At 69.6% G+C, this 15,452-nt stretch carries 8 protein-coding genes; 5 read left to right on the forward strand and 3 right to left on the reverse strand.

Annotated features, from left to right (window positions below; all coding sequences use genetic code 11):
- Window positions 1-37 precede the first annotated feature (37 nt).
- Window positions 38-1,372 carry an ABC1 kinase family protein gene (locus ACFFR3_RS44530; RefSeq protein WP_379485120.1) on the forward strand — a complete coding sequence of 445 codons (1,335 nt, stop codon included), beginning with the start codon at window positions 38-40 and terminating at the stop codon, window positions 1,370-1,372.
- Between the two features lie 399 nt (window positions 1,373-1,771).
- Entirely contained in the window at window positions 1,772-3,427 is a 1,656-nt protein-coding gene (locus ACFFR3_RS44535; protein WP_379485121.1) for an FAD-binding oxidoreductase, read from the forward strand.
- Between the two features lie 105 nt (window positions 3,428-3,532).
- Here ACFFR3_RS44535 and ACFFR3_RS44540 read toward each other — a convergent pair whose 3' ends face one another.
- From ACFFR3_RS44540 to ACFFR3_RS44550, 3 genes are all read right to left on the reverse strand, one after another.
- Complete coding sequence (locus ACFFR3_RS44540; protein ID WP_364382631.1) at window positions 3,533-4,018, reverse strand: hypothetical protein; 486 nt, start codon at window positions 4,016-4,018, stop codon at window positions 3,533-3,535.
- Complete coding sequence (locus ACFFR3_RS44545) at window positions 4,015-4,575, reverse strand: hypothetical protein (RefSeq protein WP_364382628.1); 561 nt, start codon at window positions 4,573-4,575, stop codon at window positions 4,015-4,017. The genes ACFFR3_RS44540 and ACFFR3_RS44545 overlap by 4 nt, the downstream gene beginning before the upstream one ends.
- Before the next feature lie 133 nt (window positions 4,576-4,708).
- The gene (locus tag ACFFR3_RS44550; protein ID WP_364382625.1) at window positions 4,709-6,427 is read right to left on the reverse strand and encodes an acyl-CoA carboxylase subunit beta; all 1,719 of its coding nucleotides are present in this window, start codon (window positions 6,425-6,427) and stop codon (window positions 4,709-4,711) included.
- Window positions 6,428-6,726: 299 nt separating this feature from the next.
- On the opposite strand from ACFFR3_RS44550, the gene asnB reads away from it, so the two are divergent.
- From asnB to ACFFR3_RS44565, 3 genes are all read left to right on the forward strand, one after another.
- Entirely contained in the window at window positions 6,727-8,562 is a 1,836-nt protein-coding gene (gene asnB, locus ACFFR3_RS44555; protein ID WP_379485122.1) for an asparagine synthase (glutamine-hydrolyzing), read from the forward strand.
- A 122-nt stretch (window positions 8,563-8,684) separates the two neighbouring features.
- Window positions 8,685-9,380, forward strand: coding sequence for a TetR/AcrR family transcriptional regulator (locus tag ACFFR3_RS44560; RefSeq protein WP_364382619.1), 696 nt, complete (start codon window positions 8,685-8,687; stop codon window positions 9,378-9,380).
- Between the two features lie 171 nt (window positions 9,381-9,551).
- The gene (locus tag ACFFR3_RS44565) at window positions 9,552-15,446 is read left to right on the forward strand and encodes a type I polyketide synthase (RefSeq protein WP_379485123.1); all 5,895 of its coding nucleotides are present in this window, start codon (window positions 9,552-9,554) and stop codon (window positions 15,444-15,446) included.
- The last annotated feature ends 6 nt before the right edge of the window (window positions 15,447-15,452 follow it).

A 15,452-nucleotide genomic window follows, 5' to 3' on the forward strand; every position in this document is an offset into this window, starting at 1 on the left:
CGGCGACATCCCGCCGACGGCGATCAGTCTGGGGGCGATGGTGAACGGATTCATGGGCCGCGTTCTCCGAGCGGTCGGCATGGCGGTGCGGGCCGTGCACGTGGGCGGCATCATGGCGGGTTACGCCCTGCTGTTCGGCGCGGCGGAAGCCCGTCGCCTCCTGGGACCGCGGCGCGCCGGTCACGGTGCGCGGGCCGGCGGCCTGCACGACGGAGACAGGTGGGTCAAGATGCTCACCCGCCTGGGCCCGTCCTACATCAAGATCGGCCAGCTGGTGAGCACCCGCCGGGATCTCCTGCCGCCGGCGGTGACCGGACCGCTTTCGCGGTTGACCGATGCGGCACCGCCTCCCAGCAGACGCCGGGTCCGGCAGGCGGTCCTCGCCGCTTACGCCGGGACGCGCTGGCCTTTCAGGGAGTTCACCTGGGAGCCCGTGGCCTGCGGCAGCATCGCGACGGTGCACGAGGCCGTGACCTTGGACGGGCGGCGGGTCGCGGTCAAGGTGCGCCGGCCCGGAATCCAGTGGGTCATGGAGCGCGACTTCGCGCTGACGCTGGCCATGATGCGTGCGCTCGGTGCCGTCCCGAAACTGCGCAAGATGCCGTTCAAGGTGATGCACGAGCAGGTCGGCTCGGCGATCCTGCGGCAGCTGGACTTCCCTGCGGAGGCCGCGGCGCTGGCCGAGCTGCGGACCAACCTGGCCGGGCTCGGCAACGTACGCATTCCCGAACCGCTGGCCGACCTGTGCACGCCCGAAGTCGTGGTCATGGAGTACATCATCGGCCTCAGGCGTTTCGCCCCCGGTGACCTGGACGCCGGCACGCGGCGTCAAGTGGTGCAGGCGGTGCTGGCCGCGGTCTATGAGATGTTGTTCATCGACGGCGTCGTCCACTGCGACCTGCATCCGGGCAACCTGTACTTCGACGAGCGTGCCGGCCTGGTGATGCTCGACGCGGGGTTCGTCATCCGGCTGCCCGACGAGGTGCGCCGTTCCTTCGCCGACTTCTTCATCCACATGGCGATGGGCGACGGCTGGACCTGCGCGCAGATCGTGATCGAGAGCGCGGCGCACGTCGCCGACGACTGCGACGTGGCGGGCTTCCGCGCCGGCCTGACCGAGCTCGTCCAGGAGGCGTCCGGAGCGAAGTCCGGCCAGTTCGCGCTCGCGCCCTTCGCCGGCAGATTGTTCGACCTGCAGCGGCGCTTCGGTCTGTTCCCGGCGCCGGAGTTCGCCTTCCCTCTGCTGTCACTGCTGGTCATCGAGGGAATGATCAAAGACTTCGACAGCGCCGTCGATTTCCAGGCCGAGGCCGTGCCGGTTCTGCGGCGCCGCAACATGCTGCGCGACCGTACGGCACAGCTGCACAAGTGAGCATCCACAGTGCCGGCCGGCCCGTTCGCTCTGGCTGACGATCCGCAGAGCAATCTGGAAGAAGACGCTTTCTCCGCTTTCTCCCCATAATTGGCTCCGTCAGCGAACATGGGCTTGCTCGAATCGTAGGCGAAATGGGCATTTTTCTGCACGGCGCCCAGATTGTAACGCGAAGGGCAAGCAACAGGCGACCGGCGAACTTCGGAACAAAGCCGTGGTGATGCCGACGCGAGGAAAGCGTCCCGTGGAATACCGACCCGTCAGGATTTATCCGACAAAAACGTTGCGTATTCCATGGACCGCCATACGGGGGACGAGCGTGCGGGCTGCCGGCGCGCCTTGGCCGTCAGCGGACGGCTGACGCTGACGCTCCTTACCGAGCGAAAGGGACAACGTACTATGGCACAACGACGGGGGCTGGACCGGCGGAAGTTCCTGGCGGGAACCGCTGCCGGCGTCGGCGGGGGGATCATCACCGGTGGTTTCGCCTCGAGCGCCGCGGCGGCCACGGAGCCCGACCCGGCGGTGGTGGCCCGCCGGACGAGCACGGCCACGACCGTAGGCCCCGACAGCCCGCAGTACCCGGACCTGGTCCGGGCGCTCAACGCCCGCTACACGGCGGCACCGCGCTCGGTTCACGTGGTGGACGCCCCGCGGCAGGTGCGGGCGATCGTCGAGCAGGCGGTCAGCGCGAACAAGCGGCTGACGGTACGAGGCGGCGGGCACTGCCTGGAGGACTTCGTCTACAACTCCGACGTTCAAATGATCATCGACCTGTCCAACATGAACCGGGTCTACTACGACGAGGCGCGCAACGCGATAGCCGTCGAGTCGGGCGCCACGCTGCTGGACGTCTACGAGAAGCTGTACCAGACCTGGGGCGTCACCGTTCCTGGCGGCATCTGCTACTCCGTGGGCATGGGTGGTCACGTCGCCGGTGGCGGCTGGGGCTGGCTGGTTCGCCGCGACGGCCTGATCATCGACCACCTGTACGGGGTGGAGGTCGTGACGGTCAGGGCCTCGGGCGTCGTCCGCAAGGTGGTGGCGACCCGGGAGGCCGACGACCCCCACCGAGACCTGTGGTGGGCGCACACCGGCGGCGGCGGAGGAAACTTCGGCGTCGTCACCCGCTACTTCTTCCGCTCGCCGGACGCCACCGGCACCGACCCCACCCGCCTGCTGCCCAGGCCGCCGTCGAAGGTGCTGTACGCGGTCGCCGCCTGGGGGTGGGACCAGCTGAACAAGGACAGGTTCCTCCAGCTCATCCAGAACTACGCCAACTGGCACGTCACCAACGCGGCCCCGACCAGCCCGACCCGGTTCCTGAGCAGTTTCATGGTGCTCAACCACGTCTCGAACGGCACAGTGGTCCTGCTCACGCAGGTGGACGCCGGCGCACCCAACGCCGAAACCATCCTGAACGACTACCTGACCTTCATGAGCAACGGCGTGGCTCAGCCGTTCATCAGCCAGGTCCGGCTCCCATGGCTGCAGGCGGCCCGCCTGACCGGCACCACCAACCCGCTGCTCAACGACCCGACGCTGCGCGGGGAGTACAAATCCGCCTACATGAAGGCCGCCTTCCCCCAGGACCAGGCGGAGGCGCTGTACAAGCATCTGGCGCGCACCGACATCGACAACCCGAATCTCAGCGTCCAGCTGTCGCCGTTCGGCGGCATGACCGCCGCCGTACAGCCGGGTGACACCGCCTCGGTCCACCGCGGCGCGGCCTTCAAGATGCTCTGGGCGGCGAATTGGAGCGATCCCGCTGACGACGCCAAGAACATCGCCTGGGCCCGCGAGAGCTACCAGGACACCTACGCCGCCACCGGCGGCGTGCCCGTTCCCAATGACGTGACCGATGGATGCTACGTCAACTACCCCGACGCCGACCTCAGCGATCCCACCTTCAACCGCTCCACCTCCACATGGCACGACCTCTACTACAAAGACAATTACCCAAGGCTCCAGCAGGTGAAGAAGAAGTACGATCCACGTGACTTCTTCCGGCACCGTCAGTCGGTCGAACTCCCGCCCTCGAAATCAGCGGGCTGACCGGATCACCCCGCCAGGGCCGGGAATCACCGTTTCCAGGTTCGCATGGCCACCGGCCGGCTCGGCGCAGTCGTCACCGAGCCGGCCGGACGGGCCGTGACAGCGCTACGGGCCCGCACGCCGGCCCTCAGGTCCGGCTTCGTCGTTCTTCATGGATCTGTGGATTCTCCGCAATTGACTGAGCGTCAGCGCGGCGCCGGCAAGCAGCAGCGCGACGGTGAACACCCATTCGTTCGACCCTCCGGGACCGTACACCCTGTTGGGGAAGCCGATGTCGACCGCCGAGGTCTGCCGGCCCGCCTGGAGCTGTCCTTTCCCCATCCCGTACATGAAGATGTCCGTCCGGCTCACCGTGCCGTCCTCGGAGCGGAAGTCCCCGTACCACTGGCAGGACTCGTGGCCGGGGTGCTGGACGCATTCCATGTGCTCGGCCGTGAAGATTCCGGGCACTCCGTCCGCACGCGCCGCCTGGATGGCGGGCCAGACACTCGGCGCCGTGAAGAACGTCAGGGACGCGCCGATGAGAGCGACCGTCGCCCGGAAGGCGAATCCGGGCGGCAGCCGCCTGCCTCGGGTTCCCGCTGCTTTCAAGACACTCTCTCGGGGGCGCAGGCGCAGGCCATCGTCGCCCGTTCCTGGGAATTGGGTTTGCGGTGCAGCAGCATCGCCACCACCATCGGGACGAAGACGATGGCGTTGTAGAACAAGTGCAGCTCGAGCCGGGGCACGAGGAGCTGGATGATGCTGCGCGGCGTCGGGCCGCCGAGCAGATTGGCGCCGATGATGACCTGCATGAGCAGCAGGAAATGCTCGAAGTGGTGCCAGACCTGGATGCCCAGCGAGATGTTCCACCATGTTCGCGAGCGCCCGGTGAAGCCGCGCCTCAGCAGTACGAGACCGATGAGCATGAGCAGCGCGTAACCGTAGTGCATCCATTCCGAGGTGACCAGCCACGGGAAGGGAAGGCCCAGGACCCCACGTGCTTCCGGAAGCGGCCAGTTGAGCACGTAGACCTGATACGCCTGCGCGATGTGCTCGGCCCAATGCGCAACGACGATGAAGGCGAAGAAACCGAGTGCCGGCTTGTGCCTCTCCCCGTTCAGATTCGCGACAAGGCCATACGGCGGGTTTACAGAGGCGCTTGTCATCCGACCTCCCGTTCGACCGGTCAAAACAATTCGATGGGCGTCACCCGCGGTGCGTCCCGGACCGATTCTCCACGGATCACGAGCCGGCGGCCTCTCCCAAATTGCTCACTGCGAAAACCGAATACCACGCGAGTCAGAGAGGGATGTTTCCGTGCTTGCGCTGCGGCTGGAACTCGCGTTTGTTACGCAGCATCGCCAGCCCGTCGGCCAGCACTTTGCGCGTCTCGCGGGGATCGATGACGTCGTCCACCAGCCCGCGCTCGACGGCATAGAACGGGTGCAGGAACTCGGCCGTATAGTCGTCGAGCAGTTGCCGCTGCAGCTCCGCGGGATCCGCGGCGGCGGCGAGCTCTTTGCGGAAGAGAACGTCCACCGCGCCCTGCGGGCCCATGACCGCGATCTCATTGGTCGGCCAGGCGAACGACAGGTCAGCACCGACCGACCGGGAGTCCATGACGATGTAGGCGCCCCCGTACGCCTTGCGCAGGATGACCTGTACGCGCGGGACGGTCGCCTCGCAGTAGGCGTAGAGCAGCTTCGCCCCGTGCCGGATGATGCCCTGATGCTCCTGATCGACTCCGGGCAGGAAACCCGGCACGTCGACGAGCGTCACGAGCGGGACATTGAACGCGTCACAGGTGCGGACGAACCGCGCCGCCTTCTCCGACGCCTTGATGTCGAGCACTCCTGCCCTGACCAATGGCTGGTTGCCGACGACGCCCACGACATGCCCGTCGATCCGCGCGAAGGCGCAGATGATGTTCCGCGCCCACGATTCCTGGACCTCCAGGTACTCACGGTCGTCGACGATCTCCGCGATGACCTTTCGCATGTCGTACGGCCGGCGTCCATCGGCGGGCACCAGGTCGAGCAGGGCGTCGCAGGCCCTATCGGCGGGATCGGCGGCGTCCACGACGGCGGGGAACTCCGTGTTGTTCGACGGCAGCAGCGACAGCAGATACCGGACTTCTTCCAGGCAGGACTCCTCGTTGTCGTGGACGAAACTGGCCACGCCGGAGACGGAGCCGTGCACCTCGGCGCCTCCGAGAGCCGAGTGCGTGACCGATTCACCGGTGACCGCACCGATGACGTCCGGGCCCGTGACGTACATCTGGGAGGTGTCCTTGACCATGAAGACGAAGTCCGTCAAGGCCGGGGAGTAGGCGGCGCCGCCGGCGCACGGGCCGAGGATGACGCTGATCTGCGGGATCACGCCGGAAGCCTGCACGTTCCTGCGGAAGATGCCTCCATACCCGGCCAGCGCGTTCAGCCCTTCCTGAATGCGTGCGCCGGCTCCGTCGTTCAAGGCGATGAGCGGTGCCCCCATCGAGATGGCGAGATCCATCACTTTGTGGACCTTGGCGGCATGGGCATGGCCGAGAGAACCGCCGAAGAGCCGGAAGTCCGTCGCGTACACGAAGACCCGGCGGCCGAGAACCAGGCCGGAACCGGCGATGACGCCGTCCGTCGGGGGCCGCTTGCGTTCGAGGCCGAACCCTGTTGCCATGTGGCGCCGGAACAACTCGATCTCGGTGAAGGTGTTCTCGTCCAGCAGCAGATCGATCCGTTCGCGGGCCGTCAGCTTGCCTTTGGCGTGCTGGCGCCTGGTGGCTTCCGCGTCTCCGTCCCTGATCGACTCGCGCCGGCGGCCGAGCAGCTCGGCCAGTTCCCGCAGCGTGTTCGTCCGGCCGGCCGCCGGGTCGTCGAGGACGTGGCCGTTCGCCCCCGGCGCGGCGACCCGCGTGCGGGTGCCGTTGTGCCCGTTGCCCGGCTGATGGCCGTTTCCGTGGGGAGGCGCAGCCGGAGCATGAGCCGCGATCGGTCCAGAGTTGCCGGCATGTGCTCCGGTCATCCCGCCTACCTCTCTCATGAGCAGCATCCGCCACCCGGACGAGCAAGAAAGCAACGTGCGTAGGTTAGGCAGGCGGTGACGAGGGGCGGCCACTCCCAGATTGCCCGATGCGGCGCCTTCAGGGGCTCACCGCCGGCCTGCCGGGAGCAAGCTGAGCACGAGGAAAGAAGACCCCCCGGTGTGGCGGCGCGATGCTGGATCCCATCCGATTGCGCACGGAACCGCACCGGCTTCCAAGGCGGCTGCGCGTCGATCGAACCAGAAGCGAACCTCTTCGACGGCCACAGGAGGAGCACGGGATGTGCGGTATCACCGGCTGGATCTCGTTCGATCGCGACCTGGCACGCGAGCACAAGGTCCTGGATGCGATGACCGAGACCATGGCGTGCCGCGGACCTGACGCCCGCGGCAGCTGGGTCGACCGGCATGCGGCGCTCGGCCATCGGAGACTGGCCGTGATCGACCTGCCCGGCGGGCTGCAGCCGATGACCGCCCGCACGGACGCGGGCGACGTCACCCTGGTCTACAGCGGCGAGGTCTACAACTTCGCCGAGCTGCGCGACGAACTCACCCGGCAGGGCAAGCGCTTCAGGACGTCAAGCGACACAGAAGTCGTCCTCCAGGGATATCTGCACTGGGGGCCGGCGGTCGCCGAACGACTCAACGGCATGTACGCCTTCGCGATCTGGGACGGACGGGACCAGAAGCTCGTCATGATCCGCGACCGGATGGGGATCAAGCCGCTCTACTACTACCGGACGCCTGACGGAGTGCTGTTCGGCTCGGAGCAGAAGGCCATACTCGCCCACCCGCTCGCCAAGCGCGTCGTCGATGCCGATGGGCTGCGCGAGGCGTTCTCCTACGCCTTCACCCCAGGACACGCCATATGGGCGGACATGCGGCAGGTCGAACCGGGCACGATCGTCACCGTCGACGTCACCGGCGTCCGCGAGCGCGCCTATTGGCGGCTGGAGACCCGGCCGCACACCGACGACGCCGGCACCTCCGTAGGCCGCGTCCGGGAGCTCCTCGACGACATCGTGCGGCGGCAACTGGTCGCCGACGTGCCACGGTGCCTGCTGCTGTCCGGCGGGCTGGACTCCGGCGCCCTCACCGCCCTGGCCGCGGCTCACCTCGGCGCCGGACAGGTGCGGACGTTCGCGGTGGACTTCATGGGTCAGGCGGAGAACTTCCGGCCCGACGACCTGCGCGACACCCCGGACACGCCGTTCATCCAGGACGTCGTGCGGCACGTCGGGACCCAGCACGCCGACATCGTGCTCGACCCCAGGACGCTGGCCGATCCCGGCGTGCGCAGGGCCGTGGCCCTCGCGCGCGACCTGCCTGTCGGCACCGGCGACATGGACCTGTCGCTGTACCTGCTCTTCAAGGCGATCCGCGGGAAATCAACGGTGGCGCTGTCGGGCGAGGCGGCCGACGAGATCTTCGGCGGATACCGGCACATGCACATCCCCCAGATCCAGGCCGCACGCGCGTTCCCGTGGATCGCCGTCAACGTCGGCCCCTTCGACAAGGACTCCACCGGGCTCGACCCGCACCTGCTGACGCGGCTGGATCTCGACGCCTACCGGCTGGACGCGTACGACACCGCCATCGGCGAGGTCGGGCGTCTCGACGGCGACGACGACTTCGAGCACCGCATGCGGATCATGATTCATCTGCACGTGACCCGGTTCATGAAATACCTGCTCGACCGCAAGGACCGCATGAGCATGGCGGTCGGGCTCGAGGTCCGGGTGCCGTACTGCGACCACCGGCTCGTCGAATACGTCTACAACGCCCCCTGGTCGATGAAGACCCGCGACGGCCGGGAGAAGAGCCTGCTGCGCGGCGCCACCCGGCAGTTGCTGCCGGACTCGGTCGCCTGGCGGCCCAAGAGCCCCTACCCCTCCACCCAGGACCCCTACTACAGCCAGGAGTTGCAGAACCAGGGCAAGGACTTGCTGGCCGACCGCGACCACGACGTGTTCGCCCTGGTGGACCGGGACTGGCTCGAAGGCGCCACGAAGCGCGATCCGGCCGCGGTGGACCGGCTGACGCGCCTGGGCCTGGAGCGCGTCCTCGACCTGGCTGCCTGGCTGGACGTCTACCGGCCCGAGCTCAAACTTCCGTGACCCAGGGTCCCGGCAGCACGAACCGCAGCCGAGGCCGGCCGCGCGGTGACCACCGGATGACCACCGGATGACCACCGGATGACCACTGACCGGTTTCGTCTCATGGAAGGAAGTCCCGCCGGATGTCACCGCGCAAGACGGACCCGCTTTTCCGCGCCCAGCTGGTGGACGTCGCCGCACGGCTCCTCGCGCAAGACGGGCCGCAGGCCATGACGGTACGGCGCATCGCCAGTGAGGCCGGCAGCTCGACCATGCCCGTCTACACCTACTTCGGCGGGATGAGCGGCCTGGTACGCGCGATCGTTCACGAGGGTTTCGCGCGCATGCAGCAGTACTTCAGCCTCGTCGGCACCTCCGACGACCCCGTGTGCGACATGGCCCTGCTGGGCCGCGCCTACCGCCACAACGCTCTGGCGAACCCGCACCTGTACGCGGCCATGTTCGGCGGTTCCGCGCTCGCCGGGTTCGAACTGTCCGAAGAGGACCGCCAGTACGGCCGCTACACCCTCGTGGACGTCGTCGGCTGCGCCGCCCGATGCGTCGCGGCGGGCAGGTTCCGCGCAGCCGACGAGGAACTGGTGGCCCACCAGATGTGGAGCGCGATGCACGGCCTCGTCACGCTGGAGCTCGGCGGCTACCTCATCCCGCCCTACGATGCGGAGGTGTGCTTCGAGAACCAGCTCATCAGCCTGATGGTCGGCGCCGGAGACACCATCGCGGCCGCCGGTGGATCGGTCGAGGCGTCCAAGCGACGCATGGCGTACGAACTCGCCCCCCACCTCGCCGACCAGCATGGCGCGGCATCGCCCGCACCGTGAAGTCCCACATCCGGCAGGAATACCGGGAACAAAACTAATTCATTAAATGACGCCATTATCAAACGATGTTATTCGAATTAAATTGGCGCCAGGGCACTCTGGAATAAATCTCGCCGGTCGCGACGCGGCATGCTTGCGCTCAGTGCAACAGCGAAGGGGGCGAGCCAGGACATGCAGAAGATCGCCATTGTCGGAATGGCATGTGTCTATCCTGACGCCGATTCACCGGACGAACTGTGGAAGAACGCCGTCGCCGCCCGCCGGGCCTTCAGGCGGCTGCCTGACGAGCGCATGCGGCTGACCGACTACTGGCGGGCCGACCCGTCCGCCCCGGACAGCTTCTACTCCAGGAACGCCGCGGTCATCGAAGGCTACGACTTCGATCGGGTGGCGCACCGGATCGCAGGAAGCACGTTCCGATCGACCGATCTCACGCATTGGCTCGCGCTGGACGTCGCGGGCCGGGCGCTGGCCGACGCCGGTTTTCCCGGCGCCGAAGGGCTGCCGAGACAGAGCACCGGCGTCATCGTCGGAAACACCCTCACGGGCGAATTCGCCCGCGCCAACCTGATGCGGCTGCGCTGGCCGTACGTACGGCGCACGGTCGGCGCGGCGCTGCGCGAACTCGGCTGGGAGGACGACCCTCTGGGCGAATTCCTGGACGGTCTCGAACGCTCCTACAAGAGCCCGTTCCCCGCGCCGGACGAAGACACCCTCGCCGGGGCCCTGTCGAACACGATCGCCGGCCGGATCTGCAACTACTTCGATCTCAACGGCGGCGGCTACGCGGTGGACGGAGCCTGCTCCTCCTCGCTGCTGTCGGTGACGACCGCGTGCAAGGCGCTGCTGGACGGGGACCTCGACATGGCGATCGCGGGCGGGGTCGATCTGTCGATCGACCCGTTCGAGGTCGTGGGTTTCGCCAAGACCGGGGCGCTGGCCAGGACCGAGATGCGCGTGTACGACCGCGGCTCCAACGGCTTCTGGCCGGGCGAGGGCTGCGGAATGGTCGTCTTGATGCGGGAAGAGGACGCCGCCGAGATGGGCCGCCGCGTCTATGCCACCATCGCCGGCTGGGGCATCTCCTCCGACGGCAGCGGCGGCATCACGCGTCCAGAGATCGACGGCCACCGGCTGGCGCTGCGGCGCGCCTACGAGCGGGCCGGTTTCGGCATCGACACGGTGGCGCTGTTCGAAGGCCACGGCACGGGGACGGCGGTCGGAGACGCAGCGGAGCTGACGGCCTTGTCCGAGACCCGGGCGGAGGCCATCGCGGCAGCCGGTGCCGGCACGCCCGGGGCGCCGGCGGCGCTCGGCTCCGTCAAAGCCATGATCGGCCACACCAAGGCGGCCGCCGGAGTGGCCGGCCTGATCAAGGCGGTGCTGGCGGTGCACCATCGCGTCCTGCCGCCGACCGTCGGTTGCGCGGATCCGCATCCACTGCTCGCGCGGGACCCCGCGATGCTGCGGGTGCTGCGCAAGGCCGAGCCGTGGCCGCAGGAGGCCGCGCTGCGGGCCGGCGTCACGTCCATGGGATTCGGCGGCATCAACAGTCACGTGGTGGTGGAGGGCGTCGGATCGCGGCGGGCGGCGTCGTTCAACCGGCGCACGCGTGAGCTGGCCGCATCCGTCCAGGACGCCGAGCTGCTGCTGGTCGACGGGGGCTCGCCCGGCGAGCTGCGCGAGCGGCTCGCGGAACTGGCCGGCTGGGTTCCCGCGCTGTCGTACGCGCAGCTCGGCGACCTCGCCGCCACGCTGCAGCGCCGGCTGCGCGACCTGCCCTACCGCGCCGCGGCGGTCGTGGAGTCTCCGGAGAACGCGGAACGGCGGCTGCGGCGGCTGCTGGACGTCCTGGACGCCGGCGAGACGACCCTGTTCGACGCCGACGGCGGCTGCTTTCTCGGCCACGCCGGCGGCGAGGGCCGGATCGGCTACCTGTTCCCCGGGCAGGGCTCGGGCCGGGGGCTGAGCGGCGGCGCGCTGCGCCGGCGCTTCGCCGAGGTCGAAGAGGTGTACGAGCGGGCCGCGCTGCCGCGGACAGGCGACACGGTGGCGACCGCCGTCGCTCAGCCGCGGATCGTCACCGGCTCCCTGGCCGGGCTGCGCGCCCTGTCACTGCTCGGAGTGGAGGCGAGCGTCGGCGTCGGACACAGCCTCGGCGAGATCTCCGCGCTGCACTGGGCCGGCGCACTCGACGACTCCGCGCTGCTGAGCATCGCCGGCCTCCGCGGGCGGGTCATGGCCGAGCACAGCGAATCCGGCACCATGGCCGGTCTCACCGCCTCCCCGGAGGCGGCCGCCGCGCTCATCGCCGGCCTGCCGGTCGTCATCGGTGCTTACAACGGGCCGGAACAGACCGTCGTCGCAGGCACGGCCGAGGCGATCGCGACGGTCGGCGCCAGGGCCGAGCGCGCGGGCGTGTCGTGGACGCGGCTGGCCGTCTCCCATGCCTTCCATTCGCCGCTGGTGGCGCCGGCCGCGGCCGTCTTCGCCGACAGGCTGCGCAGCATGGAGTTCGGCCGGATCCAGTCGCCGATCTGCTCCACCATCACCGGCGAGACCCTTGCCGAGGACGCCGACATCCCGGCCCTGCTGCACCGTCAGATCACCGACCCGGTGCTGTTCACCCAGGCGGTGGAGCTGGCCGCCAAGAACATCGACCTGTTCGTCGAGGTCGGTCCAGGACGGGTGCTCAGCCGGTTGACGGCCGAGACGACCGACGTCCCCGCTGTTGCTCTGGACACCGACAGTGAGTCGATCGGCGGGCTGCTGCGGGTGGTCGGTGCGGCGTTCGCCGTCGGCGCGTCCGTCGATCACGAAGCGCTGTTCCACGGCCGCCTGATCCGGCCGCTGGAGATCGGTGCGCAGTTCCGCTTCTTCGCCAGCCCTTGCGAGCAGGCCCCGGAGGTCGGCCTCGAGGGGCACGCCGGTGTTCCGGCGCCCGCTGCCGATCCCACCTCCGACGATGCGGACGGCGGGGCGGACGGCGGGGCGGACGGCGGGGCGCAGGCCGGCGACCAGAGCGATGGCGACCCCTTGGAAGTGCTTCGCCGGCTGGTGGCCGAACGCGTCGAGCTGCCGGTCGAGCTGGTCTCCGACGACAGCCGCCTGCTCGACGATCTCCACCTGAGCTCGATCACCGTGGGACAGGTGATGGACGCGGCCGCCAAGACCCGCGGCGTCAGCATCCTGCAGCCACCGACCAACTTCGCCACGGCGACGCTGCGGGAACTGGCCGAGACCCTCGACGGCCTGGCCGCCTCCGGGCAGGGCACCGGGCCCTCCCCCATCGTCGAGGGTGCCGCCGCGTGGGCGCGGCCGTTCACCGTCGACCTGGTCGAGGCGCCGTTGCCGCACGGCTCCGCCCCGGTGCGGCCACCGCAGGACCTGGCCGGACGTTCGGAGTGGCTGCTGTACGCCGCAGCGGACAACCCGCTCGCCGAACCGCTGCGAGCCGCGTTGCGGGCCGCCGGCGTGGGATCCGGTGTCCTGGTCTGCCTGTCGGAGGACTGCGCCGAGGACGACCTGCGACCGGCTCTCGAGGGTGCCCAGGCCGCCTTGTCGAACGGGAGCGGTGACCGGTTCGTCCTGCTCCAGCACGGGCGGGGAGCGGCCGGGCTGGCCAAGACACTGCGGCTGGAAGCCCCGCAGCTGCGGGTCACCATCGTGCAGGCGCCTGCGATCGCCGAGGCCGTCGCGTGGGTGACGGCGGAGGTGGCGGCCACCGGCGACTACGCCGAAGCCCATTACGACGCCGACGGTCTGCGCCGCGTTCCGACCCTGCGGGCGATGCCCGTGGCCGCGCCCACCGGCCCCGCCCTGACCGGCGAACCGGCCGTGCGGCTGGACGGCACCGATGTCGTGCTCGTCACCGGCGGAGGCAAGGGCATCACCGCGGAATGCGCGCTGGCGCTGGCCGGCGACAGCGGCGCCCGGCTGGCCATCCTCGGCCGGTCCGATCCCGGCCAGACCCCCGAGCTCGCCGCCAACCTGCGACGGATGCAGGACGCGGGCGTCACCGTCGCCTACTACCGTGCCGACGTCGCCGACGCCGCCGACGTGCGGCAGGCCGTGGCCGCGGCGGCCCGGGACCTCGGGCCGATCACCGCGATCGTGCACGGGGCCGGCCGCAACGAGCCGCACGGCCTGGCGGATCTGGACTTCGACGAGGTACGCGCGACCTTCGCACCGAAGATCGGCGGGTTGCGCGCCGTGCTCGACGCGGTCGAGCCCGAGCGGCTGCGGCTCCTGCTGACCCTCGGCAGCATCATCGGCCGGTCGGGGCTGCGCGGCGAGGCGCACTACGCGATGGCCAACGAGTGGCTCGCAGCCCTCACCCAGGAAACCGCGAGCCGGTACCCCGGCTGCCGGGCCCTGTGCCTGGAATGGTCGGTGTGGTCGGGAGTCGGCATGGGTGAGCGACTGTCCGTCGTGGAGTCCCTGGCCCGCGACGGAATCACCGCCATCACTCCTGAACAGGGCGTGCAGATCATGCGCCGGCTGCTCGACGACCCCACCACCCCTGAGATCGTGGTGGTCAGCGGGCGGACGGGGAACATCGACACCATCCATCGCGACGCGCCGCAGCTTCCGCTGCTGCGCTTCGTGGGCAAGACCCTCGTCCGCTACCACGGAGTCGAGCTCGTCACCGAGATCGATCTGAACGAGGGCACCGACCCCTACCTGACCGATCATCTGCTGGACGGCAATCTGCTGTTCCCCGCGGTGTTCGGCATGGAAGCGATGGCGCAGGCCGCCGCGGCCGTCACCGGCCGCAGGGAAACTCCGGTGATCGAGGACGCGCAGTTCGCGCGGCCCATCATCATCCCGCCCGCGGGCACCACGACGATCCGCGTGGCGGTGGTGGTCACCGGCGACGACACCGTCCTCGCCGCGATCCGCAGCTCCGAGACCGGCTTCGCCGCCGACCACTTCCGCGCCCGGCTTCGCTTCGGGCAGCCCGCCGCTCCTGAGGGCCCGCCGGACCAGACCACGGCACACGTGCCGCCGGTACCGCTCGACCCGGCCACGCAGCTGTACGGTCCCGTGCTGTTCCAGGGCGGCCGGTTCCAGCGGCTGCGCCGGTACCACCGGGCGTCCGCGCTGCATGTCGACGTCGAGGTGGAAGCGCTGGAGCCAGGGTGGTTCGCCGGCTTCCTGCCCGGCGAGCTGCTGCTGGGCGACCCCGGTGTCCGCGACGCCCTCATGCACGGCAACCAGGTGTGCGTCCCCGACGCCACCCTCCTGCCGACCGGGATCGAGCGGGTCCATCCCGGGGGCGATCGGCTGAGCGCCGCCGGGATGCTGCGGTACTGCGCGACCGAGCGCTTCCACGCCGGCGACGACTACGTCTACGACATCGCGGTCCGCGACGAGGCGGGTGAGGTCGTCGAACGGTGGGAGGGCCTGCGGCTGCGGGCGGTGCGCAAGGGCGACGGGCGCGGACCGTGGCCGGCGGCCCCGTTGCTGGGCCCGTTCCTCGAACGAGCCGTGCAGGACGCTACCGGCGGACGCGTCGCCGTGGCGGTGGAGCCCGACGGCGCCGACGCCCCGGACGGCGCGGACGACTCGGCCACCGGGACGCGGCGGCGCCGCCTCACCGCGCTGGCCGCGGCGCGTGCCCTCAATGAGGACGTCGACATCCGCTACCGGCCCGACGGCCGTCCGGAGATCGACGGCGACCGGCTGATCTCGGCCTCCCACGGCGCTGGGCTGACGCTCGTCGTCACGGCCGCGACGACCGTGAGCTGCGACGTCGAGATCGCCGCCGAACGGACCGCCGCGCAGTGGGGCGGGCTGCTCGGCCCGTACGAGGCCGTGGCCGGTCTCGTCGCCACTGAGCTGGACGAGAGCGCCGCCGTCGCCGGCACCCGGGTGTGGTCGGCCGTCGAATGCCTGCGCAAGGCGGGCCTCGCACAGGACGCCCCGCTCACCCTCGCCCCCGGGACGCCGGGCGGCTGCGCGGTGTTCGTGTCCGGCGACCTGCTCATCGCCACCTTCGCCACGTTCCTGACCGGACACGACGAGCCGATCGTGTTCGCGATCCTCACGGAAGGACGAGCCTAGATCGCC

The organism is Nonomuraea salmonea (genome assembly GCF_042428605.1).
In the GTDB taxonomy this organism is placed as follows: Bacteria; Actinomycetota; Actinomycetes; order Streptosporangiales; family Streptosporangiaceae; genus Nonomuraea; species Nonomuraea salmonea.